Source organism: Streptomyces sp. NPDC059255, from assembly GCF_042752355.1.
Classification (GTDB): Bacteria; Actinomycetota; Actinomycetes; order Streptomycetales; family Streptomycetaceae; genus Streptomyces.
This window is the reverse complement of record NZ_JBHYZP010000021.1, coordinates 145,563-169,053: the sequence shown is the minus strand read 5'-3', so window position 1 is coordinate 169,053 and position 23,491 is coordinate 145,563. Positions and strand designations below refer to the sequence as shown.

The 23,491-nt window shown below is 72.2% G+C and carries 22 protein-coding genes; 16 read left to right on the top strand and 6 right to left on the bottom strand.

The window, feature by feature from the left end; translation table 11 throughout:
- Nucleotides 1-98: 98 nt before the first annotated feature.
- Nucleotides 99-1,661, bottom strand: a complete 1,563-nt coding sequence (locus tag ACFXKG_RS24295) for a hypothetical protein (RefSeq protein WP_384842794.1) — start codon at nt 1,659-1,661, stop codon at nt 99-101.
- A 409-nt stretch (nt 1,662-2,070) separates the two neighbouring features.
- On the opposite strand from ACFXKG_RS24295, the gene ACFXKG_RS24290 reads away from it, so the two are divergent.
- From ACFXKG_RS24290 to ACFXKG_RS24275, 4 genes are all read left to right on the top strand, one after another.
- Nucleotides 2,071-3,696 carry a phage tail sheath family protein gene (locus tag ACFXKG_RS24290; protein WP_384842791.1) on the top strand — a complete coding sequence of 542 codons (1,626 nt, stop codon included), beginning with the start codon at nt 2,071-2,073 and terminating at the stop codon, nt 3,694-3,696.
- A gap of 144 nt (nt 3,697-3,840) precedes the next feature.
- Nucleotides 3,841-4,284: a phage tail protein gene (locus ACFXKG_RS24285; protein ID WP_365815819.1), complete on the top strand. Its 444-nt coding sequence runs from the start codon at nt 3,841-3,843 to the stop codon at nt 4,282-4,284.
- Complete coding sequence (locus ACFXKG_RS24280; RefSeq protein ID WP_384842788.1) at nt 4,284-4,796, top strand: hypothetical protein; 513 nt, start codon at nt 4,284-4,286, stop codon at nt 4,794-4,796. Before ACFXKG_RS24285 ends, ACFXKG_RS24280 begins: the two co-directional genes overlap by 1 nt.
- Nucleotides 4,793-4,951: a DUF6760 family protein gene (locus tag ACFXKG_RS24275; protein ID WP_365815823.1), complete on the top strand. Its 159-nt coding sequence runs from the start codon at nt 4,793-4,795 to the stop codon at nt 4,949-4,951. The genes ACFXKG_RS24280 and ACFXKG_RS24275 overlap by 4 nt, the downstream gene beginning before the upstream one ends.
- A gap of 1,429 nt (nt 4,952-6,380) precedes the next feature.
- Here the strand turns inward: ACFXKG_RS24275 and ACFXKG_RS24270 are convergent.
- On the bottom strand, nt 6,381-8,504 hold the full coding sequence (locus ACFXKG_RS24270; protein ID WP_384842785.1) for a hypothetical protein: 2,124 nt from the start codon (nt 8,502-8,504) through the stop codon (nt 6,381-6,383).
- An 85-nt stretch (nt 8,505-8,589) separates the two neighbouring features.
- On the opposite strand from ACFXKG_RS24270, the gene ACFXKG_RS24265 reads away from it, so the two are divergent.
- From ACFXKG_RS24265 to ACFXKG_RS24230, 8 genes are all read left to right on the top strand, one after another.
- Nucleotides 8,590-9,210, top strand: coding sequence for an extensin (locus ACFXKG_RS24265; protein WP_384842781.1), 621 nt, complete (start codon nt 8,590-8,592; stop codon nt 9,208-9,210).
- A gap of 71 nt (nt 9,211-9,281) precedes the next feature.
- Nucleotides 9,282-9,716: a phage tail protein gene (locus ACFXKG_RS24260; RefSeq protein WP_365815833.1), complete on the top strand. Its 435-nt coding sequence runs from the start codon at nt 9,282-9,284 to the stop codon at nt 9,714-9,716.
- A 7-nt stretch (nt 9,717-9,723) separates the two neighbouring features.
- Entirely contained in the window at nt 9,724-10,446 is a 723-nt protein-coding gene (locus ACFXKG_RS24255) for a LysM peptidoglycan-binding domain-containing protein (protein ID WP_384842777.1), read from the top strand.
- Nucleotides 10,446-12,350 carry a VgrG-related protein gene (locus ACFXKG_RS24250; protein WP_384842774.1) on the top strand — a complete coding sequence of 635 codons (1,905 nt, stop codon included), beginning with the start codon at nt 10,446-10,448 and terminating at the stop codon, nt 12,348-12,350. The genes ACFXKG_RS24255 and ACFXKG_RS24250 overlap by 1 nt, the downstream gene beginning before the upstream one ends.
- On the top strand, nt 12,350-12,793 hold the full coding sequence (locus ACFXKG_RS24245; RefSeq protein WP_384842771.1) for a GPW/gp25 family protein: 444 nt from the start codon (nt 12,350-12,352) through the stop codon (nt 12,791-12,793). Before ACFXKG_RS24250 ends, ACFXKG_RS24245 begins: the two co-directional genes overlap by 1 nt.
- Nucleotides 12,793-14,751: a putative baseplate assembly protein gene (locus ACFXKG_RS24240; RefSeq protein WP_384842768.1), complete on the top strand. Its 1,959-nt coding sequence runs from the start codon at nt 12,793-12,795 to the stop codon at nt 14,749-14,751. The genes ACFXKG_RS24245 and ACFXKG_RS24240 overlap by 1 nt, the downstream gene beginning before the upstream one ends.
- A 65-nt stretch (nt 14,752-14,816) precedes the next feature.
- Nucleotides 14,817-15,368 carry a phage tail protein gene (locus ACFXKG_RS24235; protein WP_384842805.1) on the top strand — a complete coding sequence of 184 codons (552 nt, stop codon included), beginning with the start codon at nt 14,817-14,819 and terminating at the stop codon, nt 15,366-15,368.
- A gap of 296 nt (nt 15,369-15,664) precedes the next feature.
- On the top strand, nt 15,665-16,789 hold the full coding sequence (locus ACFXKG_RS24230) for an NADase-type glycan-binding domain-containing protein (protein ID WP_384842765.1): 1,125 nt from the start codon (nt 15,665-15,667) through the stop codon (nt 16,787-16,789).
- 424 nt (nt 16,790-17,213) lie between these two features.
- Here the strand turns inward: ACFXKG_RS24230 and ACFXKG_RS24225 are convergent, their stop codons facing one another.
- Nucleotides 17,214-17,609 carry a cupin domain-containing protein gene (locus ACFXKG_RS24225; protein WP_384842762.1) on the bottom strand — a complete coding sequence of 132 codons (396 nt, stop codon included), beginning with the start codon at nt 17,607-17,609 and terminating at the stop codon, nt 17,214-17,216.
- A 52-nt stretch (nt 17,610-17,661) separates the two neighbouring features.
- Between ACFXKG_RS24225 and ACFXKG_RS24220 the strand changes: the two genes are divergently transcribed.
- Nucleotides 17,662-18,654, top strand: a complete 993-nt coding sequence (locus ACFXKG_RS24220) for a GlxA family transcriptional regulator (RefSeq protein WP_384842759.1) — start codon at nt 17,662-17,664, stop codon at nt 18,652-18,654.
- A gap of 162 nt (nt 18,655-18,816) precedes the next feature.
- The gene (locus ACFXKG_RS24215) at nt 18,817-20,403 is read left to right on the top strand and encodes an FAD-dependent monooxygenase (RefSeq protein ID WP_384842756.1); all 1,587 of its coding nucleotides are present in this window, start codon (nt 18,817-18,819) and stop codon (nt 20,401-20,403) included.
- Between the two features lie 72 nt (nt 20,404-20,475).
- Here ACFXKG_RS24215 and ACFXKG_RS24210 read toward each other — a convergent pair whose 3' ends face one another.
- The 3 genes from ACFXKG_RS24210 to ACFXKG_RS24200 all read right to left on the bottom strand — a co-directional run bounded on the left by ACFXKG_RS24210 (nt 20,476) and on the right by ACFXKG_RS24200 (nt 21,998).
- Nucleotides 20,476-21,144: a lysophospholipid acyltransferase family protein gene (locus ACFXKG_RS24210; RefSeq protein ID WP_384842753.1), complete on the bottom strand. Its 669-nt coding sequence runs from the start codon at nt 21,142-21,144 to the stop codon at nt 20,476-20,478.
- Nucleotides 21,145-21,435: 291 nt separating this feature from the next.
- On the bottom strand, nt 21,436-21,774 hold the full coding sequence (locus ACFXKG_RS24205) for a hypothetical protein (RefSeq protein ID WP_384842750.1): 339 nt from the start codon (nt 21,772-21,774) through the stop codon (nt 21,436-21,438).
- Between the two features lie 14 nt (nt 21,775-21,788).
- A complete protein-coding gene (locus ACFXKG_RS24200) occupies nt 21,789-21,998 on the bottom strand; it encodes a hypothetical protein (protein ID WP_384842747.1) in 210 nt (69 codons plus the stop codon).
- Nucleotides 21,999-22,241: 243 nt separating this feature from the next.
- Between ACFXKG_RS24200 and ACFXKG_RS24195 the strand changes: the two genes are divergently transcribed.
- Nucleotides 22,242-23,066, top strand: a complete 825-nt coding sequence (locus tag ACFXKG_RS24195) for a Scr1 family TA system antitoxin-like transcriptional regulator (protein ID WP_384842744.1) — start codon at nt 22,242-22,244, stop codon at nt 23,064-23,066.
- Nucleotides 23,063-23,278, top strand: coding sequence for a DUF397 domain-containing protein (locus ACFXKG_RS24190; protein WP_384842741.1), 216 nt, complete (start codon nt 23,063-23,065; stop codon nt 23,276-23,278). Before ACFXKG_RS24195 ends, ACFXKG_RS24190 begins: the two co-directional genes overlap by 4 nt.
- Nucleotides 23,279-23,491 lie beyond the last annotated feature (213 nt).

Genomic DNA, 23,491 nt, shown 5'->3' with positions numbered 1-23,491 from the left:
GTTCTCACTCCGGCCGCCGCCCCTTCCGCCACTGTCCTCGATGCCGGCGTCCGCCCTTCGACGCCGGCATCATCACCTGTTCCGTCTGTTCCGTTCGGTCATTCCACCGGTGTGGGGAGCCACGACTCGGCCGACACCGTGCCGGGCTCTGCCTGGTCCTTGACCATGCCTGCCTTCCACTGCCTGAGCGTGACCTCGTCGACCGTCCCGGTCTGCTCGATGTCGAACAGCGCCTGGTACGACTTGATCCAGTTCGTGAGGTTCTTGGTCGCCTGCGACGTGGGCTTCTGGCTGACCCGGAGATAGGTGATGTTGTCCCTGGTGTGCTCCATCGTCGTGGCGAGCTCCGCCTCGTCGATCTCCACGTTGCTGCTCCAGAGCATGATGTTGCGCACCCACGGCACCTCGGGGTCTTCCTTGCCCTCCTCCAGCGGCACGGATGTCACCGCGCCGAAGTGGGCCGCCAGGAGCGCGGTCATCGTCGAGCGGCCCAGCCTGCCGAGCCCGTCCGTCTCCTCCAGCGTGCTGAGACCGCTGTACTTCTCGTCATTGGTCTTCTGGAAGCACGCCAGCGCGTCCCGGGTCGCCTTGTCCAGCTTGCCGACCTGGTAGTCACCGGTCAGCGTGCATTCGTTGCTGCGCCCCGTGGCCATCCGTACCTGCGCGAACTGCACGAAGAGGTTCGGCTTGTCCGCCGACGTGATGGGCAGCGGGCCGCTCGGGGCCTCCTGCTCCTCCTCCTGCTCCTCCTGGTCGCCCCCGCCTCCGCCCCCGCCGCCCCCGTCGCCGTCGCCGTCGTCCTGCTTCACGGGCTTCTCCTCGGGTGCGTCCTCCAGCGCCGGTTTATCCGGCTTCGCCTCCGGGGCGTCCGGCAGCGCACTCGCCGCCGCGTTCCCCAGGGGCACCTCCTTCGCCATGGACCGGAAGTTCGGCTGGAAGGTGAACCAGAGGACGAGGCCGGCGATGGTGAGCGCGAGCAGCAGGCTCAGCACCGTCATCAGCCAGTACGGCAGCACGCTGCGCTGGAGGTAGGTCCCCGCCACCGGCAGCGGTTCGGTCCCCGAGCGCCGCACCGTCAGCTCGTACGGCCTCGACTGCTTCTGCCCCGCCCAGGTGATCTGCCGGGGCTTGAGGGTCGCGTCGACGAAGGCGGCGCGCCCGGGCTCGATCTGGACGTTGGAGGGGGCGATCTCGTACGAGAGCTGGTCGCCGTTGTCACTGCCGCTGATCGAGCCGGTGAGCTTGGTGTTGCCGAGGTTGTCGACCGCCAGCTTGGGGCGGCCCCGGAAACGGCCCTTGACGGTGGGCGGGACGAGTTCGGCCCGTACCTCCATGAACGGCGTGAAGGTGATGTTGCCTTCGGTGACCGTGGTGGCGTCCGGGTTCTCGGTGGGCAGGACCCGCACGCCGAACGGATGCGGGCCGGCCGTGGAGTCCGGGGTCCGGGGCGGGGAGAAGGTCAGCTCCACGGCCCCGGTGGTTCCTGGATAGAGCCGGAGGGTCGGCGGTTCCACCACGACGTACGGTGCGACGTCGCCGACCGGCTCGAAGCGGTACTCGTCGACCACGTCGCCCGTGTTACGCAGACGCAGTCGTACGGTGGTGCTGCTGCCCGGGTCGACGGTGGTCGAGGCGGGCTCCAGGGAGGTCCAGAGGGTCACCCTCCGGACGCTAGTTGCCGGGGCGGAGTGACGTCAGAAGCCGTCGGGTACCCCCGCTGCCCTAAGAGGTGACGGCCCCTGCCCCCCGAGTCTTGCGGAATCCAGGCTTCCCGCCGGGGCCGGAGGCCCCAGGTGCCGTCCGGGCGGCCGGGGCGGGCAGCACAAGCGGTCCGGCAGGCAGGGGGAGGGGCCTCAGGGTCCCCCAGGATGCCCGAAGGGGCAGGTTTCCGAGGTCGCCGCCCTTGGGAGATGGCCCTCCGCCGCACCGTGGTCACACCCTGCCCACGACGTTCACGCCGCCGAGGGCAGGAAACGTGCCCCCGGTCAGGTACGGCAGGACGTTTCAACGGGGCGCTGCCCACGTGAGAGTGAGATGACGACTTGTCTTGTACCCCGAGGAGAGCAGAGCATGCCGTCTTACCTGTCGCCGGGCGTATACGTGGAAGAGGTGGCCAGCGGCTCGCGTCCGATCGAGGGTGTGGGCACTTCCGTGGCGGCCTTCGTCGGCCTGGCGCCGGAAGGTCCGCTCAACGAGCCGACCCTGGTGACCAACTGGACCCAGTACGTGGCGGCCTTCGGTGAGTTCACCGACGGTTACTTCCTTGCCCACTCGGTGTACGGCTTCTTCAACAACGGCGGTTCCGCCGCCTACGTCGTCCGTGTGGGCGGCGTGCGTGGGGGAGTGTCCGGCGCCGCGGGCGAGGGCACCGACTCCGTCGCCGGTGGGCGCGGCCGCTCGGCCGTCGCGGGCGCCACGGCTCCCGCCGCGCTGACGGCCGGTGAGCCCAAGGCCCTCGGCACCTTCAAGGTGTCGGCCATCGCGCCCGGCGACAGCGGCACGCTCAGTGTCGAGGTCGCGGACGCCGAGGGCGAGGGTCCCGCCGAGCGCTTCCGCCTCGTCGTCAAGGACGGCCCGAAGGCCGTCGAGACCTTCGACGTCTCGGCCAAGAAGAGCGCCCGCAACTATGTGGTCACGCAGGTCAAGGAACGCTCCAAGCTGATCTCCGTGGTGGAGGGGGCCGCTGCCTCGCAGCTCGCCCGCCCGGACAACCAGACGGTGGCCCTCGCGGCTCCCGCCGCCCCCGCCGCGACCCCCGCGCTTCCCGACACGGTGGAGGCCGAGCAGGTCGGCGTTGCCCACTACCTGGGCGACTCCGCGGACCGTACCGGCTTCGGTGGTCTTGAGGCGGTGGACGAGGTCTCGATGGTCGCCGTCCCCGACCTGATGGCCGCCTACCAGCGCGGCGCCATCGACCTGGAGGCCGTCAAGGCCGTCCAGCTCGGTCTGATCGCGCACTGCGAGCTGATGGGCGACCGGCTCGCCATCATCGACCCGCCGCCGGGCCTCAACGCCCGCGAGATCCGGGTCTGGCGCAGGGAGACGTCCAACTACGACTCCAAGTACGCGGCGCTCTACTACCCCTGGATCAAGGTCTTCGACCCGGCCGGCGGCAAGACCCGGCTCATCCCGCCGAGCGGTCACGTGGCGGGCATCTGGGCCCGTAACGACTTCGAGCGCGGTGTGCACAAGGCCCCCGCCAACGAGGTCGTACGCGGCGCGGTCGAGCTGGAGACGCAGGTCACCCGGGGCGAGCAGGACCTGCTCAACCCGCTCGGCATCAACTGCATCCGGTCCTTCCCCGGCCGTGGCATCCGGGTCTGGGGTGCGCGCACCCTGTCCTCCGACCCGGCCTGGCGCTACCTCAACGTCCGCAGGTACTTCAACTACCTGGAGGAGTCCATCCTCATCGGCACCCAGTGGGTGGTGTTCGAGCCGAACGACCACGCGCTGTGGGCCCGTATCCGCCGTAACATCTCGGCGTTCCTCATCACCGAGTGGCGCAGCGGCGCGCTCTTCGGCGCCACGCCGGAGGCGGCGTACTACGTGAAGTGCGACGAGGAGACCAACCCGCCGGAGTCGGTGGACCTCGGACGCGTGATGTGCGAGATCGGTGTCTCGCCGGTCAAGCCGGCCGAGTTCGTGATCTTCCGGCTGGCGCAGATCACCGGCGCCGGCAGCGAGCTGGAGGAGTGACAGGCGAGTGTCCCGCCGGCCGGCGTTCCGCCGGCCGGCCCGCCTGACGGGCAACAGCCGCCGCGACAGCGGCAGTAGCGGCGGCCGCACAAGCAGTAGCCGTTCTCAACGAGCGCGACAGCAGTAGCAGAAGGAGCAAGCTCCATGAGTCTTATGCCTGGTGACTCTTTCACTTCACATAACTTCGGGCTGCAGATCGACGGTGTCCTGGTGGAGTATCTCCAGGAGGCCACCGGCCTGACGATGAAGCAGGACGTGATCGAGAGCAAGCAGAACTCGGCCAACGGCCAGCCCACCACGTCGAAGGCCCCCGGCGTCCAGGTCGCGGGCGAGGCCACCGTCGTGCGCGGCATGACCATGTCCGACGCCTTCGACACGTGGATCAAGGACTCGATCCGCGGTGACATGGGCTCGGCGCGCAAGAACGCCACCATCGTCGTGATGGACTACCAGATGAACCCGGTCCGGCGTTACAACATGCGGAACGCCTGGTGCTGTGCGGTCGAGGGCAGCGCGCTCAAGGCCGGCGAAGCGGGCACGCTCACCGAGACCGTCACGATCACCTACGAAGAAATGTCAATCGAGTAATGCGCCGAGGGGTACCAACCAAGTCCGCACCCGGGGACGCGGTTCCGGCGCCGGTGCAGGCGGAGACGCCCGCGTCGGCGCCCGCGCCGGCCCCGGCCCCCGCACCGGAGCCCGCCGCACGGCGGGAACCCGAGCGGGAGCGGATGCGCACGGAGTTCGCGTTCGAGCTGCCGCGCGGATACGTGGACAGCGAAGGCGTCGTGCACCGCGACGGGACGATGCGTCTGGCGACCGCGCGGGACGAACTGATCCCCCTGCAGGATCTGCGGGTTCAGCAGAACCCCGCGTATCTGTCGGTGGTCCTGCTCGGCCGGGTGATCACCCGGCTGGGCGGGGTTCCCCAGGTGCACGACGGTGTGGTGGAGAACATGTTCGCCTCCGACCTCGCCTTCCTGCAGGATTTCTACCGTCAGATCAATGCCGAGGGCCACACGAGGGCCGGGGTGCAATGCCCCCACTGCGAGCAGCCGTTCGAGGTCGAACTCGGCGGGAGCCGCCTGGGGGAATCGTGACGTACGCGACCGACCGTATTCATGAGGAGGTCGCGTACATCGCCTATCACTTCCACTGGAGCCTGGAGGACATCCTGGACCTCGAACACCGCGAGCGTCGGCGGTACGCCGAGCAGATCGCCACGCTGGTGACGCGAGCGACGGTGGAGCGGTAATGGGTATCTTCGACCGGCTCAGAGGCCGGGGCCGGGCCGGTGCCGACACAGGTGCCGGCACCGGCGGTGGGAACGGGGACGGTGTGCTGCCGTCCCCCGCCCCTGTTACGGACGCCGCGGGTACGGGCGGAACGGGTACGGGTGTCACGGGTTCGGGCGCGGGCGGTTCCGGCTCGGGACCGGACTCCGGCGTCGCCGCTTCTGTTTCCGGTTCCGGTTCCGGTGCCGCCTCCGTGGCTTCGGCCGGGGGGCGGGGCTGGGCCGGGCTGCCGCCGATCCAGCGCGCCCCGGCGACGCACGCGGTCGCGTCCGCCAACTTCGCGGGCACGCTGTCCACCTGGCAGAACCCGTCCTTCACGGGGACGCTCTCGCACGCCGTCCTGGACAGCGCGCCGACCGGTCTGATCCGGGACGCGCTGACACCCGCCTCGTCCTCCAGGTCGGGCGGGCTGGGCGAGCCCTCGCTCTCGCTGCCGGTCGTCGTGGTCGAGGACGGCCCGGCGACCGCGAGCGGCGCGGGTGCGCCCGACGCGGGCGCCGCGGGTACCGGCGGTCCTCGCAGAGTGGCCGGTGCCGGTGCCGACGTCTCCCGTGCGGCCCTCGCGGTCCAGCGGGCGGCGGGCCCGCGGGTCGCGCCCGTACGGCCCCGGTCCGCCACCGCACCGGCGGCCACGCCGGCCCCGCGCGCGCTGACCAAGGCGCCCGCCCCGCGCACGGCCCAGCGCCGGGTGCTCCCCGCGGCCGCGCCCCGTGCGGCCGCACCCGCCCCGACCACGGCCCAGCCGCGCGCGGCGGCCCCGGGCCCGGCCTCTCGTCCGTCTGCTCCGGCCTCGGCTGCTCCGGGCCCGGCTTCTCGTCCGTCTGCTCCGGGCTCGGGCGCGGCTGCTGCGGCGCCGCGTGCGTCCGCGCCGGCCGTACCGGCTCCGGCCGCTCCGGGCCCGCGTGCGTCCGCTCCGGGCCCGGGTGGGGCTGCTCCGGCGCCGCGTGCGGCTGCTTCGGTGCAGCGTGCGTCTGCTCCGGCCTCCGGCGGGGCTGCTCCGGTGCAGCGTGCGTCCGCTCCGGGCTCGGGCGGGGCTGCTTCGGTGCAGCGTGCGTCTGCTCCGGGTTCGGGCGGGTCCGCTTCGGGCCCTGGCGTGGCTGCTTCGGCGCCGCGTGCGGCTGGTCCGGCCTCCGGCGCGGCTGCTCCCGTCGCACCGGCTCCGGCGACTCCTTCTGCTCCGGGTGCTCCGGCGCCCCGTGCGTCCGCGCCGTCCGGGTCCGCTCCGGCCTCCCGCGCGGCTGCTCCGGGTCCGCGTGCGTCTGCGCCGGCCGCGCCTGCGTCGACCGGGTCCGCTCCGGCTCCGCGTGCGTCCGCTCCGGCCGCGCCCGCGCCGGCCGTACCGGCTCCGGCGGCTCCTTCTGCTCCGGCGGCTCCGGCGGCTCCGGCGGTTCAGGCCGCGCCTGCTTCTCCCGCGACGCCGCCCCCCGCCGCGCCCGCTCCGGCGGCGCGTCCCGTGTCGGCCGCGCGTCCTGCCGCGCCGCGCACCACTTCTTCCTCTTCCTCTTCCTCATCCTCATCACCTTCTTCTTCGGCCGCGCCCGTTCCCGTTTCCCCGCCTGCGCCTGCGTCTGCTCCGGTCACTCCGGTGCAGCGCGCCGTCGCGCCCGGTACGAAGCCGTCCGGCGCCCGCAGCGGCGGCGAGCCGAAGGGCGGGTCGGCGCCGGCCGTGCCGCCGGGGCCCGGACCCCGGCCTCCGGCGCCGAAGGGCGCGACGCCCCCGGCGTCGCCGCAGCGCCCGGCGGCCCCCGCATCTCCGGCCGCGCCCACGGCCCCGGCATCGTCGGGCTCCACGGGTTCCACTGCGCAGGCTCCCGTGCGTGGGGGGACCGGCCGGTCCGCCTCGTCGGCGGCGCCCGCCTCTGCGGCGGCTCCGGCGCCTGTACAGCGCAGCGTGTCCCGTGGTCCCAGCCGTACGACCGCGCTGGGTGCGCCCACCAGTGGCTCTGCCGTACCCCCGGCTTCGCCCGCTCCCTCTTCCCCGCCGGCCCCTTCCCCTCCCTCCGCGGCGCCGACGCCGCCGCGGCGCCCGCTGCTCGGGGCGCCGGTCTCCGGTTCGCCCGCCGCAGGGGCGCCGCCGGTGGTCCAGCGGTCCGCGCGGACGCGCTCCGGCGGTTCGGCGGCGCCGACGGGTGCGCAGCGGCTCGCCGCTCCTGACGCCGGTACGGGGAGTTCGACCGGGGCATCCGCTCCGGTGCAGCGCTCGGCCGCGCCCGGTGCCACCCCGGTGACGCGGTCGGCCACCGGGGACTCGCCCGTGCGCCCGACGCCGCCGGTTCCTCCGGCGTCGGCCCCCGTGGTCCGCCCTGGCCGGGGTGAGCCGTCCGGTGCTTCCGGTTCCGGTGGCTCGGCCGGCGGCGCCGCGCGTGCGCTTCCGGTGCAGCGGCAGTCGGGCAACGCCCCCACGCCGTCGCCGTCGCCGTCGTCACCCTCGCCCTCGCCTTCCTCCGACGGTTCCGGTTCCGGGCCTCGGCCTTCGGTGCCCGGTACGCCGGCTCCGTCGGCGCGTCCGGCCGGTGCGGGGGGTCCGACACGGTCCGCGTCGGCATCCGTACCCGCGTCGGCAGCCGCGCCCGCGCCGGTCGTCCAGCGGTCGTCGGCCGTCACCACGGCGGCCGAGGCGCCGACGGTGCTCCCGTCCGCGCCCGCGCCGGTCGCTCCGCTGGTGGGTTCGACGCCGCCGGTGACCACGGCACCGTCCGCCGCGGCGGCTCCGGTGTCCCGTACGGCACCGGTCGCCCCGCGCCCGTCCGGGACTCCGCTGCGACGCCTGCCCGCCGGGTCGCCTCCCGCCTCCGCTTCCACTCCCGCTTCCCCCTCCGTTGCTCCGGCTGCTCCGGCGCGCCGGACCGCGGCCCCCGCGCCCGTCGCCGTACAGCGGTCCGCCGCTCCCGGCGGTGCCTCCACGGGCCCGTCGACGGGGACGTCGACGGGCCCGGTCGCGGGTCCGGGCTCCGCCGCGCGGCCACTGCTCGCCGCGCAGCCGCGCTCCGGGCCGATGACGTCGGTGGCCCCCATGGCTCCGGCGGCTTCCTCGGCCCCGGTGGCTCCGGCGCCGAGCGCCCCGGCCGCCGTACCGCTGCGCCGTACCGCCCCGACCGGTTCGGGTGCGGCCCCGGCGGCCCCGGCCACCGGTGGCGCCGCGCGGCCCGCCGCCGTACCGCCCACCGTGCAGCGTGCCGTACTGCCCGGGGCGCCCCGCCCCGCCGCGCAGCGGCCGGCGCAACCGGGCCCGCACGCCCCCGCGCCCGGCTCCGGCCCGGCCGCTGTCCGCCCGGCGGCCCCGATATCCGCGCCGATATCCGCCCCGGCCACGATGGCGGGCGCGCCCGCAGCACCCGCGCCCCGCGCCGCGCAGGCGCAGGACGCGCCGCCCGTGCAACTCAGCACGGACGGGCTCAAGTTCAGCGGCGTCGCCCCGGCCTTCCCCACCGTCCAGCGCTCGGTCGCGGCGCCGTCGGCGGTCCGGCCGACGGCGGTGCGACCGACATCGGCATCGGCATCCGCACCGGCCATGGCACCGGCACCACCTGCTGCCGCCGCCCCGGCTTCGGCCCCGGTTTCGATACAGCGCGCTCCGGCCGGGCCGGTCCCTACGCCGATGACGGCCGCTCCCCGTACCCCCGGCACTCAGTCGGCCACGCCCGGCACCCCAGGCATCCCCGGTATCCCGGGGCCCCCCGCCTCCGGTGCCACGGCGCCCCCGCCGGCCCCGAGCCGGGTCGTCTCCCTCGCGCCCGCCGCACCCCGCCCGCCCGTGGCGCTCCCCGTGCAGCGGGCCGCCGCGACCCCGGCCGTGGCACCGGCGGACGTTCCGCAGGCCGCCCGGCTCACCACGCCCGCCGCGCCCGGCAGGCCGTCCACGCCGCGCGGGTCCACGACCGTCGCCGTACAGCGGGCCCCTGAGCGAGGCGGCCGGCCGGCGGGGAGCGTGCTGCCCCCGGGGAACACAACGGCCCCGGGGCAGCGTTCCTCCGTTCAGCGGGCCCCGGCCCAGCAGGTCACCGTCCAGCGTGCGCCGAACGAAGACACGTCGGAGAAGAAGAAGTCCACGGACCCCGAACCACCGTCCGTGACCAGCCAGTTCAAGCCCCGTGAGCTGAAGGAGGACCAGATGGCGGAGCTGGTCCACCGGCTCATCGGACCGATGACCCGGTTGCTCCGCACCGAACTCCGCGTCGACCGGGAGCGGATCGGCAAGTTGCGCGACCCCCGCCATTGACCGGTCGTCCCCATTGACCGGATGTCCCCCCGTCCCCGAACCGCACGTGGAACCGCAGGAAGGCCCACCGGATGTCCCAGGAGCTCGATCCCGGCACCACCATTTTCTTCAACCTCTCGATCGACGGGGAGAGCCTGGGCACCTTCAACGGCTGTGACGGGCTCTCCACGCAGGTCGAGGTCGAGCAGCGGCAGGAAGGCGGCAACAACAACTTCGTCTGGCAGCTGCCCACCCGCATCAGCTACTCCAACATCACGCTGACGCGCCCGCTCCGTCCGGAGACCTCGAAGGTCGCGGCCTGGATCTCCTCCGTCACCACCGGAGTGACCCGGCCCACCGCGCAGATCGTCGCGATGCGCGCCAACGGCTCGATCGTCACCCGGTGGGGGCTGCTCGACGTCCTCCCGGTGAGCTGGCGCGGGCCGTCCTTCGATCCGAACAGCCCCGCCGTGGCGACCGAGGTCCTGGAGATCGCGCACCACGGCTTCACGGATGTAGGGGAGTAGCCGACCGATGGACCTCAGCAGTTTCGGTGTGGGCGACAGCCTGGTACGGGCGACGCTCGCCATTCATCAGCCGCCGATCGGCAGCAGCACCACGCCCGGTGCGCTGATGAAGACGTTCGAGTTCGACTTCAACCCGGCCCAGCTGTCGCTGACCCGGCGGGCGAGCTGGAAGAGCACGCCCACCGCCGCGGTGCGCGACGGCGTGGTGCCGGAGTTCATGGGGCCCGAGCCCCGGGAGATGTCGGTGGAGATCTTCCTCGACCGCTCCGACGACCCGGACAGCAACGATGTCCGCAAGAAGGTCGAGGCGCTCTTCTCCTGCTGCGAGACGACCACCGCGAGTATCGCCGCGAACCAGCCCTCCACCCCCTGGGTGGTCTTCGAGTGGGGCGCCTTCTCGACCGCCCGGTTCCCGGCGTACGTCACCTCCGTGCAGGCCACGTACACCCTCTTCAACACCACGGGGATGCCGATCCGGGCCACCTGCCAGGTGAGCATGAACGAGATTCCGGGCAGCACCCTCGGCCAGAACCCCACCTCGGGCGCGCTCACCTCACGCCGGGTGCACCGGGTGGTGGCGGGCGACTCGCTCCAGTTCCTCGCCTGGCGCGAGTACGGGGACGCCACCGCGTGGCGCACGATCGCCGAGGCCAACAGCATCGACAACCCGTCGGTGCTGGCCCCCGGCACCGAGCTGATGCTTCCCGCCGCCGAGGAGGTGCGTGGCTGATGCCCGAGGTCGGCTTCTCCAACATCCTCTTCGTGAAGATCGGTGGCACCAAGCTCAAGAATCCGCAGAACAAGCAACTGGTCGGCGGCTGGGTCGACTTCGGCGCGGGTGTGCCGGGCGCGTTCCATCTCACCTTCCGCGACAGCAAGAAGATGCTCCTCGAAGACCTGAGCGTCAAGATCGGCGTGCCCGTGGTGATCGCGCCCGTCTCGGACGGCGACGGTACGCAGAACCCGCTGATCACCGCCGAGGTCACGGCACTGGAGACCGACTACGACCAGACGGGTACGTTCACCGTCATCCGCGGTTACGACAAGGGCCACCGCATGCTCCGGCACCGGCGGGTGAAGGCGTACATGGGCAAGTCCGCCACCGACATCGCGAAGGAACTGGCCGGCAAGAGCGGCATCCCGCTCGGCAAGGTCGAGTCGAGCGGCGGTGCGTACGAGTTCATCAGCCAGTCCAATGTCACCGACTGGGACTTCGTCCAGCGGCTCGCGGACGAGAACGAGATGGTGGCGTACATCGACTCGAAGGGCCAGTTCCGGTTCGTCAAGCGGGAAAAGGCGTCCAAGGCTCCGCCGCCGAGCACCCCCAGCGACAAGAGCCCGTTCGTCCTGAAGGCCGGTGACGAGATCCTGCGCTGCCGGTCTGCGGTCACCTCGGCCGACCAGGTGGCCGAGGTCCGGGTGCGCGGCTGGGACGTCAAGGCCAAGCGGACGGTCATCGGCAAGGCTCCCGCCCTGGACAACGACGGCCTGGTGATCGGTACGACCCCGGCCAGGGTGACGGACAGGTTCGGCAAGGCCGAACTGGTCGGGACCGACCTGCCCTACGACAAGGACACCGAGGCCCAGGACGCGGCCGAGGCGCTCGCCGACGATGTGACCTCCTCCTTCGCCGAGGTGGAGGTCACCGCGCGCGGCAACCCGGAACTGCGTCCCGGCATCCCCGTCACCCTTTTGAAGGTCGGCAAGCCGTTCGAGGGCAAGTACACGGTCACGGGCGCGCGCCACAGCTTCGGGGACCAGGAGCACTACCTGACGTTCCTGACCGTCAGCGGCCGCCAGTGGCGTTCGCTGTACGGGCTCGCCTCCGGCGGTGGCGGGGCGGCCTCGTCCCGGCTGCCGAGCGTCGCCAACGCGCTGGTCACCGACATCAAGGATCCGCTCAAGCAGGGCCGGGTCAAGCTGAAGTTCCCGTGGCTGGACGACACGTACGTCAGCGACTGGGTCCGCACGGTGCAGTTCGGCGGCGTGAAGGGCGGCAGCCTCATCGGCCCGGACGTCGACGACGAGGTGCTGGTGGCGTTCGACCGCGGCGCGCTCGACCACCCGTACGTGATCGGCGGCCTCTACAACGGCAAGGACAAGCCGGCCCCCAACGACGTGCCGGTGTACGACGTGACGCGCGGCAAGGTCACCCGGCGCACCCTGGCGGATCGTGACAACAACCGGCTCGACCTGCTCGACCAGAGCGTCGGCCGCAAGCGCGGGGTGCGGCTGACCACCGGCGACAGGAAGCTCACCATCAACCTGGACCGGACCGGTACCGAGATCATCATCGACAGCAAGGGCAAGGTGTCCATCAAGGGCACCGGCGCCGTGTCGATCAGGGCGGGCGGCAACCTGTCGCTGAACGCGGGGGGATCCATGATGATCCGCAGCGGCGGCCCGCTCAACATCACCTCGGGCACCGCCCTCAACGTCACCGCGGGCGCCGCGCTCTCCCTGAAGGCGGGCGGCGTCGCCTCCCTCAACGCGACGGGGGTGCTCAACGTGAGCACGCTGGGCATCATGAATCTCACCGCGCCCGCCACCATCAACCTGGCCACGCTCTCGGTCAGCACCACCGGCACGTACCTGTCCAAGATGAGGCCGGTCCTGACGGTAGGAGGCGTCTGATGGCCCAGCAGTTCGTCGGCTCCGGATGGGCCTTCCCGCTCCGTATCAGCCCCACCGGCGGCATCGCCATGGTCAGCGGGGAACGCGAGGTCGAGGAGGCCATCCGGCTCGTCCTCGCCACCGCGCCCGGCGAGCGGCCGATGCGGCCCGAATTCGGCTGCGCCATCCACGACATGGTCTTCGCGCCCGTCAACGAGGCCACCGCGGGCCGGATCCAGCACGAGGTGTACGCCAGCCTCGACCGCTGGGAGCCGCGGATCGACGTGGACGATGTCGCGGTGACCGCGGGGGAGCAGCAGGGCGTGCTCTACATCGACGTCCGCTACTCGATCCGGGGCACCAACAACCCGCGCAGCCTGGTCTTCCCGTTCTATGTCATCCCCTCACACGACGGACCCGAGGGGTCCGGTACGTCCGACGCACACATTGGAAACGACCGCTGATGGCCCTCCCCTCCCCGAACCTCGACGACCGCCGCTTCCAGCAGTTCGTGGACGACGCCAAGCGGTACATCCAGCAGCGCGCCCCCGAGTGGACCGACCACAACGTCTCCGATCCGGGCGTGACCCTCGTCGAGACCGTCGCGCACATGGCCGACCAGATCGTGTACCGGCTCAACCGGGTGCCCGAGAAGAACCACCTGGCGTTCCTGGACCTCATCGGGATCACCCTCTTCCCGCCGTCGGCGGCGCGCGCCGACGTCACGTTCTGGCTGTCGGCGCCGCAGCAGCAGCCCGTGATCCTGGCGACGGGCACCGAGGTCGGCACGGCCCGTTCCCAGGAGGATGAGGCGGTCGTCTTCGCCACGGAGCACGAACTCAGCGTCGTACCCTGTGAGTTGTCGTACCTGACGGTGCAGCGCGAGGGCGACCAGGCCGTCGACCGCACCTCCGACCTCGCCGAGTCCAAGGACGTGCACTGCTTCGGCGAGTCCCCCCGGCCCGGCGACCGCATGATGTTCGGGCTCAGCGCCGCCGTGCCGCACTGCGCGGTCGTCCTGGAGCTCGACAGCCAGGTCGACGGTGTCGGTGTGGACCCGCGGCAGCCGCCGCTCGCCTGGGAGGCGTGGACACCGGACGGCTGGGTCACCTGCGAGGTCGACCGGGACACCACCGGTGGTCTCAACCGGCCCGGCGAGGTCGTCCTGCACGTCCCCGGCGCTCACGCGCTCTCCCGCACCGGGCGGCACGAGGCGGGATGGCTGCGCTGCCGGGTCACCGAGCCGCTCCAGGACCAGCCGTTCTACACCACCTCGCCGACCATCCGGTCCGCCGAGGCGTTCACCATCGGCGGCACCACGCGCGTCGTGCACGCGGAGACGGTGCGCGACGAGGCGCTGGGGGAGGCCACCGGGCTGCCGGCGCTCCGGCTGCAGCTGGCCAACACCCCCGTCATCGGCGATGTGCCCCCGCTGCTCCTCCAGGTCGCCGAGCGCGACGGCTGGGTCGACTGGGAGACCGTCGGCCACTTCGCCGCCTCGGGCCCCGACGACCGGCACATCACGCTCGACGCGACGACCGGCGAGATCGCCTTCGGCCCGTCCGTACGCGAACCGGACGGCACGCTGCGCCAGTACGGGGCGGTGCCGCCCAAGGGCGCGCCGATCCGGGCGAGCCGCTACCGTACGGGCGGCGGCAAGGCGGGCAATGTCGCGCGCGGCGCGATCCGGGTGCTGCGCGACTCCGTCCCGTACATCTCCGAGGTGGTCAACCGGGAATCCGCCGTGGGCGGGGTCGACGGCGAGAGCGTCGAGGAGGCGAAGCTCCGGGCGCCGATCGCGCTGAGCGCCCAGGACCGGGCCGTCACGCTGCGGGACTACGAGGAGCTGGCGCGGCGCGCGGCGCCCGAGACGGCCCGGATCACCTGCCTGGAGGCGGAGCCCGACGAGCACGGGGCGCAAGGGGTACGGGTGCTGGTGGTCCCGCAGGCGGTCTCCGACACCGGCGGACGGCTGCGTTTCGAGCAACTGGTCCCGGGCGACGCCCTGCTGGGCCGTATCACCCGCTACCTCGACGAGCGGCGGCTGATCGGTACCCGGCTGGCGGTCGGGCCGCCGTTCTACCAGGGCGTGACGGTCGTCGCGACGGTGCACGCCTTCCGCGGCACGGAGACCGACCGGGTACGGCGCCTCGCGCACGACGCGCTCTACCGCCACCTCGACCCGCTGACCGGGGGCGCGCACGGCACGGGCTGGCCGTTCGGCCGTCCGGTGCAGGCGGGCGAGATCTTCGCGGTGCTGCAGCGGGTGCCCGGCGTCGAGCTGGTGGACGAGGTGCTGCTGCACCCGGCGGACCCGCTCAGCGGCAAGCGCGGCGACCCCACGGAGCGGATCGACCTCCAGGCGCCGGCGCTGGTCTTCTCGTTCGACCACCGGGTCCGGGTCATCGGAGACGCCTCGTGAGTACCGGTACGGGGGCGAGCACGCGGGGTTCGGTGGACGGGCTGGCCTCCTCGTTCCCGCTGGGGATGATGCTCCCCGCGGTCTTCGCGGACGACGACCTCGCCCAGCGTTTCGTGGCGGGCCTGGACGAGGTGCTCGCGCCGTTCCACAACGTCCTGGACTGCCTGGACACCTACTTCACCCCGTCGCTCGCCCCGGCGGACTTCACCCGCTGGGTGGGGAGCTGGGTGGGCGCGGAGACCGAGAGTTACGACACCGCGCTCACCTCCAGCGAGACGGCCCCCGCCCCGGAGACGATCGCGGCCCTGCGCGCCGCGGTCGCCGCCGCCGTGCGCCTGCACCGCATCCGCGGCACGCGGCTCGGTCTGGCGGAGGCGGTCCGGCTGGTCTTCGGCGTGGAGCCGGAGATCACCGAGAGCGGCGCGGCCACCTGGGACGCCCGCCCCCTGGGCCCGGTGCCGGGCGAGCGCCGACCCGCACTGCACGTCACCGTACGGCTCAAGAACCCCTCCCCGGCCGACGCGCACCGGCTGGAGCGCCTGGTCGCGGCAGCCCGCCCCGCCCATATGCCTTACACGGTCCAGGTGACCGCCGCCGAAAGGACATCCGACAGGTGACCAGCCAGACTTCTTCCTCGCCATCCTCGCCCTCGCCATCGCAGGCGTCGGACACCTCCGGGCAGGCCGGTCGCCGGGCGGGCAACTGCGCGGAGTGCGGTACGCGGCCGGACCCGGGCCAGTCCTTCTGCGACGGCTGCGGGGCGGTCCTGAACTGGTCCCCGGAGCCGGCGTCTTCGACGTCTTCGGCTTCGTCGTCCCCGGCGGCTTCGCCTGCTCCGGCTGCTTCGGCGGCTTCGGCGCCGGCCGGCACGGCGGACTCCGGCGGCACCGGCCCGACCGGCGGCACGGGCCCGGTGGCCGGCACCGGTGGGGCGGCCGCGGCGGCGGGCACCCCCGCACCGCCGCACCACGCGGACCCGGTGACGCCGGAGGACGAGGACACGACACCCACGCTCCGCAACCGCCGGGCACAGGCCGCCGCCGGGGACGCCGCACCGGCGAACCCCTACGCGTCCGCGCCGCCCACCCACGTGGCATCGCCCTCGACCTCCACCCCTGCCCCCTCCGCCGCCGAGGAGGCGGAACGGGCGCGAGCCCTGCTCGTCCCGGTGGCCGACCCGGAGGGGCGCCCCGCGACCACCCCGGACGTGGCCCCGGTCCTCCCGGGCCGCCCCGCCGCCGCCCGCCCCCGCGTCCAGTCCCCTGGCGCGGAACCGGCCGACGAGACCGGCCCCCCGTGCCCCTGGTGCTCCACCGGCAACCGCCCCGACCGGCACTTCTGCCGCCGCTGCGCCATGGCCCTCACGGACAACACCAACGTCCCGGACGCCCCTCGCCCCTGGTGGCGCCGCATGTGGTGGGGTGCCGGCGAACGCCCGGCCCCGTGGGCGGGCGACCGTCCGCGGCTGCGGCGCGGTATCAGCGGTATCTTCAGCTGGATAGCCCTGGCCCTCGCGCTGGTGCTCGTGGTGTTCGCCGCGTTCAACGTGGACAACGCCTGGAACGCCGCACGCGACCACTTCGCCAAGCGCGCCCAGGTCAACCCCGACAAGATGACGGCGTCCCGCTCCTTCAAGGACCACGAGCCGAAGCTGGCCTTCGACAAGATCAGCAACTCCTGGTGGGGCCCCGGCGTTTCGCAGTCCGCCGAGGGCGAGTGGATCCAGGCCGAATTCCAGCAGCCGATCCGCATTCTCGACGTGATCATCACCCCGGGCATCTCCGTCCGGGCCAGCGACCTGACGGAAGCGGCGATGCCGCACCGGATGGACGCGGTGATCACCACCTCCGACGGCAAGAAGACCACCCGCCAGATCACCCTGGACCAGGGCAGCGGCCCCCAGCGCCGCAAGTTCCGCGTGGGCGAGGTGTCCAGCGTCCGCTTCATCATCCGCTCGGCGTACGGCGCGGGCCCCAAGAAGCAGGTCTCGATCGCGGAGATCGAGTTCTTCGGCCGCTCGACGGCGAACGAGGGCTGAGCCGGCGGCGTACCGAAAGGGCCCTCTGTACCGGAAACCCAGGACGCTGCCGGTGTATTCGGCGCCGTCACCACTGCGCCCCGTTTGACCACTTCGCCCCGTCGAGCTCACGCTCGGCGGGGCGAAGTGCTGCGGAGTGGCGGGTGCGGATGCGTACTCGGGGTGTGCCGGTGAGGCGGGCGCCGCCCCGCTTCATGCGCGGCGGGGGAGGCGTTCAGGGCGATGGCGGGCGCCGGCGGGGCGAAGAGAATGAACGGGGCGTGCGCCGATGTGGCTCCGCCCAGCCGGGGCAGCCGGGGCTCCGCCTGACTGTCACCGTCCACCGGTTCCGGCCGGGCTGCCGATCTCCCTCGGTGACGGCATCCGGTGGCGACGACTGCCGGCTGACGCCAAGGGAAGTGGCGCGCACCCGAAACCTGTCGGATCAGGTGCCGAGTGCGTGCCCGGTCGTCGAGTCCACATGGTCCGGGATCTCGTCGTGGCGATCGCCCACGGTCGGTGTCCCGGCGGGCTCGAACATGAGGATTGCGGCGCCGGACGGAGCGTACGGCTTGTGCTCCGTGCCCCGGGGGACGGTGAAGACCGCCCCCTGCGGGAGCAGGACCGTGCGCTCCCCGCCGGGCTCGCGCAAGGAGATGTGCAGCTCGCCGTCGAGTACCAGGAAGAACTCGTTGGTGTCGTCGTGGACGTGCCAGATATGTTCGCCCTCGACCTTCGCGATACGGACGTCGTAGTCGTTGACGCGCGTGACGATGCGGGGGCTCCACAGGGCGTCGAAGGAGGCCAGAGCCTTGCTGAGGGAGATGGGTTCGCTACTCATGGGCTCACCCTGAGCCGCTTCGCACGGCCGCCGTGAGTGCTAGGAATTGCATATGGCGAAAGAATCCTCGCATGCGGTTCACGCGGCGGGTGTACACCGGGTCGTCGTGATCGTGGACGAGAACTCGAACCCTTTCGAGCTCGGCTGCGCGACCGAGGTCTTCGGTCTGCGCAGACCGGAGATCGGCCGTGAGCTCTACGACTTCAGGCTCTGCTCTCCCGAGCCCCGCACCCTGATGCGAGACGGGTTCTTCACGCTCACAGGAGTCGCCGGTCTGGAAGCGGCCGACGCGGCGGATACCTTGATCGTCCCCAACCGCCCGGACATCGAGGTGCCCCGCCGTCCCGCCGTGCTCGATGCCGTCCGACGGGCGCACGCACGCGGTGCGCGCCTGGTCGGCTTCTGCAGCGGCGCCTTCACCCTGGCCGAGGCCGGTGTCCTCGACGGGCGCCGGGCCACCGCGCACTGGCAGTGGGCGGATTCCTTCCGGACCCGCTTCCCCTCCGTCCGGCTCGAATCGGACGTGCTGTTCGTGGATGACGGTGACATCCTCACCGCCGCGGGGAGCGCGGCCGCACTCGATCTCGGGTTGCATGTGGTCCGCCGCGACCACGGCGCGGAGGTCGCCAACTCGGTGAGCCGGCGACTGGTCTTCGCGGCGCACCGGGACGGCGGGCAGCGGCAGTTCGTGGAGCGCCCCATGCCCGACCTGCCGGACGAGTCCCTGGCGCCTGTCCTGGCCTGGGCCCAGGAACGGTTGGACGCACCGCTCGCCGTGTCCGACCTCGCGGCGCGCGCGGCGGTCAGTCCGGCGACGCTGCATCGCCGCTTCCAGGCGCAACTGGGCACGACGCCGTTGACGTGGCTCACAGGGGAACGACTTGCCCTGGCGTGCCGGTTGATCGAGCGAGGTGAGTCCCGTTTCGAGGTGGTCGCGCGGCGCAGCGGGCTTGGCACCGCCGCCAATCTGCGTACGCTGATGCGCCGCGAGACCGGCATCACTCCGTCGGCGTACAAGCGCCGGTTCGGGCCGGAGGTGAACTGACGGCGGGCATCCAGGCGGGCATCCACTTCCGGCGCGCGGACGTTGCGGTCGTCCGCCGGGTGCGGATGATTGGCCATAGCGGTACAAGTCGCCGTCGAGATCACCGAATATTCATTCGATAAGGCGTGATGTCGGACCCGAAGTGATCAGGAGGACTTCGGCATGCCCGTGGACAACACGGAGACGGAGGTACTGATCGTAGGCGGCGGCCCGGTCGGGCTCACCGCCCGAGCGCTTCTGGAGCGCTGGGGTGTGCGGGTGCTGCTGGTCGAGAAGCACCGCGAGTTGTCGCCCTTTCCACGGTCCCGGCTGGTCAACGTGCGCTCGATGGAGATCTTCCGCCGGCTCGGGCCGGCCGCCAGGATCACCGCCGCCGCGTTCGCACCGGAGTACGGCCGCGTCCGCTTCCGCGACACCCTGTACGACCGTGACTTCGCCACGGCGGCGATGGCCGGGGTCCACGCGCCGGTGCCCGAGAGCCCCGTGACCGGTGCGCTCACCTCGCAGGATCGGCTGGAACCCATCCTGCTCGCCGCCGCGCACGCACCGGTGCGGTTCGGGGTCGAACTGATCGGCCTGGCCGAGGAAACCGACGGCGTCGTGGCCCTGCTCGTCGACCGTCACCACGGTGACGAGACCCGGGTCCGGGCCCGGTACGTGCTGGCCGCCGACGGCGCCAGCTCCACCGTCCGGCAACTGCTGGGAATCGGCACCGCAGGCCCTGGAGCACTGGGGGATGTCACCACCGTCGTGTTCGACGCCGATCTCCACCGCTGGTGCGCCCGCCAACCCGCCGGGGTCTACTTCACCGCGCACGGCTCATTCCTCCCCCTCTACCCGGAAGGAGGCTGGGCCTGGTTCGCCCCCACCCCCGAAGACCCGGCGCGCGCCGACTGGCCCGCCCTCGTCTCGCGCGCCCTCGGCGCCGGCGCCGAGGTACGGGTCGAGGTGCTGCGCGTGCAGCACTGGGTGATGGACGCGTTCGTCGCCGAACGCTTCCGCCAGGGCCGGACCCTGCTGGCCGGCGACGCCGCGCACGCCATTCCCATCATCGGCGGCCTGGGCATGAACGCCGGCGTCGCCGATGTGCACAACCTGTGCTGGAAGCTGGCGGGCGTTCTCCAGGGGTGGGCGGGACCGGGCCTGCTGGAGACCTACGAGACGGAACGGCAACCGGTCGCCCACCGGACTCTCCGCCAAGCAGTGGCCAACACCCAGCTTCTGCTCCAGGTGCAGAGCCGGCGCCGCGAGCAGCTCCACACCGGTGAAGAAGCGCCGGACCGGGTCGAACTGCCCTGGTCGGAAGAGTACTTCGCCCAACTCGGTCTCGTGCTCGGCGTCGCCTACCACTCCGACGCCGTCCTCACCGACAACGGCACCCCGATCGAGCCCCAACCCCAGCCTCCCTACAGCGGCACGGACTACCTCCCCACCACAGAGCCGGGCCATCGCATGCCACACCTCTGGCTCACACCCGACAGCTCCACGCTCGACACCCTCGGCGAATGGTTCACCCTCCTGACCCCGGACCCCGCCGACTGGGGGCGACAGGCCACCGCCGCCACACCCTGGCCGCTGCGCATCGAGGCCCTTCCGCACGAGCACGTCGACTTCTGCGGCCTCCGCCCGCACGGAGCACTGCTCGTCCGACCCGACGGCCACATCGGCGCCCGCTGGCGCGACCGCCCGCCGAGCGACACCACCCTCCGCCACGCCCTTACCACCATCACCCGCTCGACGCGTACCTGAGAGCCCAGCGCCCGGTCCTGTGGAGGCGCACCCGGGCGAGGGATCCGCGCCGTGACCGCAGACGACATGCCGCTACGCAGAAGGATGTACGGTCCCGCCCAGCCGCTCCACCGCCGTGCGCCACGCGTCGGTCACCGCCCGGCGGGCCTGCTCGGCGGCGGTGACCGTGTCCCCGGCCAGCGTCACCGGGCGCCCGACGTGCACATGGAGCGCGGGGCGCCGTACGGGCGCGGTCAGCAGCCCGGCGACCTGCTTGCCCGCGCCACCCGAAGTGACCCGGCGCGCCCCGGCCTGCCCCAGCGGCACGACCGCCGCCCCGCTCTCGCGCGCGAGCCGCGCGATCCCGAGCCGGAACCGCTCGGGCGCCGCCTCCCCGGAATCACCCCGCTCCGGCAGCCCGCCCTCCCCGTAGATCAGCACACACCGCCCACCCCGCAGCGCCTCCCGCGCACCGTCCAGCGCCTCACCGGCGCGCGGACTGCGCCGGTACACCGGCACATGCCCCTCCCGCACGAGCGCCGCCCCCAGCCCCGGTATCCGCCACAACCCGGCGGTGGCCATCACCACGGGCTCAACTCCCAACTGCCGCAGGGCGGCCAGCACCAGTGCGGGATCGAAGAGGCTGGTGTGATTCGCCGCGACGATGCTCCCGGGCGCGGGGCCGCCGCCGTCCTCGGCGTCGGTGGTGACGGTGAGGGAGCCGAAGGCGGGCACGAGACGGTGGGCGATGCTGCTGAGCACGTACGGTCCTCCGGATCGGGGCGGGTCAGGCCGGGCGTCTGCTGCTCCGATGGTCACCCGGAATCCCCGCGACCGCGTGAGTAGCCGTACTCATCGGGGCCGGTGAGCGGGTACCGCCGATGACGTCGACAGCAACGCGGCCCGACGGCCCACGGCGACGACGGACGAGGCCGGCGCCCACCCGGCCCCGCTCGTCCGGCGCGGGTACAGCTACGACGGGGGTGACGGGGTGGCCGGCTTGCTGTACCGGTAGTCCCACGTGCCAGGACCTCCGGTACCGGTTCCCGGCGGTCACTGGTCCGGGGCGCGGTTCGGCGGGGTGCCGAAGATCTGCCGGAAGAGCGCCGGATCGTCCAGCGCCCGGAGTTCTGCGCGGAGTAACTCGGCCCGTACGGTGTCGAGTTCCGCGCGCATGGCCTCGCGGTGGCGGCGCAGGGCGATGCGGCGCCGGAGCAGTTCCAGCTCGGACGGGCCGTGGAGCGGGTCCTCGTAGTCCTCGTACAACGCGCGCGCCTCGTGCGACGGGCGGGTGCGGCGGGGGCCGATGAGCCGCGCTGGTCTCCCGAACCGGCACCTGCGGGCCCACCGCATCGCACCGGGCTGCCACCTGGCCACCAGCCACGCCCTCACCGCCCGTACGGTCCTCATCGCGGGTCCGGCTCGAAGTCGACATCGGCGCCCGGCTGTTCAGGTCCGTCCGGGCTGCGGTAGTCGGGGCAGATCGTGTTGCCGCACTCGCAGGGCGGCCACGTGAGCGGTGCGCCGGGGGCGGTCTTCTTCACGACCAGGACTCCGTCCGTGCCGTACGTCTCGATGAGCAGCGACAGGCGTCGCCGCGCCTCACTCCGTGCCATTGCCGAGCCTCCTCCCGGTCGGTGCGTGGAGGTGGTCCGTGTCGCTGTGGGCGCGCGACGTTCGTTGAACCGTCATGGCCGCTCCTTGTCCGGCTGGTGACTCACCCGGCTGTGTACTGGGTGTAGTCATTCGGTCACGTAGCGGCGGGGATTCCAATAGAATTCCCCTACTTGAGCGGCATCGTGCAAGGTGACTGCCTGCTGGAATGCCGCGTGTGATCAGCTGAGCGAGAGGTCACCGCTGTGGACGAGACGACCCCGGCCGAGCAATTGAATCCACTCCAGCGCTTCGGACTTGACGTCAGAACGGTCCGGCTGGGACGAAAACTGACGCAGAAGCAGTTGGGCAAGGCTGCAGGTTACTCCGAGGCGTACGTCAGCCGCGTGGAGAGCGGGCAGTGGATGGCCAGCGAGAAGTTCGCCAAGGGCTGTGATCTGGTGTTCGGTACGAACGGGCTCTTCGCCGGGCTGCTGCGCCGGATCGATGAGGGGGACCACCCGAGCTGGTTCGCCCCGTATCTCGATCTTGAGCGGAAGACAACGCGGATACTCGACTACTCGTCCAACCTTGTGATGGGCATCCTCCAGACCGAGGAGTACGCGCGGGCCGTCTTTGACGCGTACTTCTCGCACGGAGATGCGGAGGTCATCGAGGGCAAGGTGGCCGCGCGACTGCGACGGCGAGAGGTGTTCGAGCGGGAGGACCCGCCCCTTCTGTGGGCCATCCTCAACGAGGCATGTCTGAGGACGATTGTTGGCGACGCCGCTGTCATGGCCGGGCAGCTCGCATATCTGGCCTCTGTCGCCGCGTCGCCGCACATCAAGCTCCAGATCATGCCGTTCTCCGCAGGCGCTCCTGCTGCGAGCAGCAAGCCCTACACCTTGCTTCAATTCGCGGACGCTCCGACCGTGTTGTACACGGAGACCCGGGTAGGGGGCAGGATGCACGACTCCGCCAGGACGGTCACCACAGCGCTCGATGACTATGATCTGCTCAGAGCGCACGCGTTGTCGCCGGATCGATCACTGACCCTGATCAGGACCTTGTCGAAGGAGTACCGCGCATGAGCGCCGGCTCGAAGCTCGTTACCGCCCACTGGGTCAAGTCCTCTTACAGCGATGCCAACGGCGGGCAGTGCGTCGAGGTCGCCCACGGCATGACCGGCATCATCCCCGTACGCGACAGCAAGGCCCCCGAAGGGATTTCGCTCGTCTTCCCGGTCGGCGTCTTCGCCGCGTTCGTGGCGCACGTTCAGGCGGGCGGGTTCGGGGGCGGCTGATCGGCTGGATGCCCTGCGGTTCCGGGCGGCAGCATTCGCGTTCTTGCTGGCTGCGCGGACGCCGCCGCTCGCCGAATCCCGGGTGTGGATGCATTGGGGTGAACGGCCGGATGCGCGAGAGGGCGGAGGTGGATCGTGCTCATGCCGCCCTCGCGGCTTGTGAGGCCCGCCACGAGCCCGCTTCCGAACATGTTGTGTACAGCCGCGACATCA

Excerpts from the sequence above, each read along its gene's own strand:
- ACFXKG_RS24200 (WP_384842747.1), bottom strand. The coding sequence starts at position 21,998 with ATGGCACGGAGTGAGGCGCGGCGACGCCTGTCGCTGCTCATCGAGACG.
- ACFXKG_RS24265 (WP_384842781.1), top strand. The coding sequence starts at position 8,590 with ATGACGGCCGCTCCCCGTACCCCCGGCACTCAGTCGGCCACGCCCGGC.
- ACFXKG_RS24270 (WP_384842785.1), bottom strand. The coding sequence starts at position 8,504 with ATGGCCGGTGCGGATGCCGATGCCGATGTCGGTCGCACCGCCGTCGGC.
- ACFXKG_RS24290 (WP_384842791.1), top strand. The coding sequence starts at position 2,071 with ATGCCGTCTTACCTGTCGCCGGGCGTATACGTGGAAGAGGTGGCCAGC.
- ACFXKG_RS24240 (WP_384842768.1), top strand. The coding sequence starts at position 12,793 with ATGGCCCTCCCCTCCCCGAACCTCGACGACCGCCGCTTCCAGCAGTTC.
- ACFXKG_RS24250 (WP_384842774.1), top strand. The coding sequence starts at position 10,446 with ATGCCCGAGGTCGGCTTCTCCAACATCCTCTTCGTGAAGATCGGTGGC.
- ACFXKG_RS24280 (WP_384842788.1), top strand. The coding sequence starts at position 4,284 with ATGCGCCGAGGGGTACCAACCAAGTCCGCACCCGGGGACGCGGTTCCG.
- ACFXKG_RS24255 (WP_384842777.1), top strand. The coding sequence starts at position 9,724 with ATGGACCTCAGCAGTTTCGGTGTGGGCGACAGCCTGGTACGGGCGACG.
- ACFXKG_RS24235 (WP_384842805.1), top strand. The coding sequence starts at position 14,817 with ATGATGCTCCCCGCGGTCTTCGCGGACGACGACCTCGCCCAGCGTTTC.
- ACFXKG_RS24190 (WP_384842741.1), top strand. The coding sequence starts at position 23,063 with ATGAGCGCCGGCTCGAAGCTCGTTACCGCCCACTGGGTCAAGTCCTCT.
- ACFXKG_RS24225 (WP_384842762.1), bottom strand. The coding sequence starts at position 17,609 with ATGAGTAGCGAACCCATCTCCCTCAGCAAGGCTCTGGCCTCCTTCGAC.
- ACFXKG_RS24260 (WP_365815833.1), top strand. The coding sequence starts at position 9,282 with ATGTCCCAGGAGCTCGATCCCGGCACCACCATTTTCTTCAACCTCTCG.
- ACFXKG_RS24215 (WP_384842756.1), top strand. The coding sequence starts at position 18,817 with ATGCCCGTGGACAACACGGAGACGGAGGTACTGATCGTAGGCGGCGGC.
- ACFXKG_RS24285 (WP_365815819.1), top strand. The coding sequence starts at position 3,841 with ATGAGTCTTATGCCTGGTGACTCTTTCACTTCACATAACTTCGGGCTG.
- ACFXKG_RS24220 (WP_384842759.1), top strand. The coding sequence starts at position 17,662 with ATGGCGAAAGAATCCTCGCATGCGGTTCACGCGGCGGGTGTACACCGG.
- ACFXKG_RS24245 (WP_384842771.1), top strand. The coding sequence starts at position 12,350 with ATGGCCCAGCAGTTCGTCGGCTCCGGATGGGCCTTCCCGCTCCGTATC.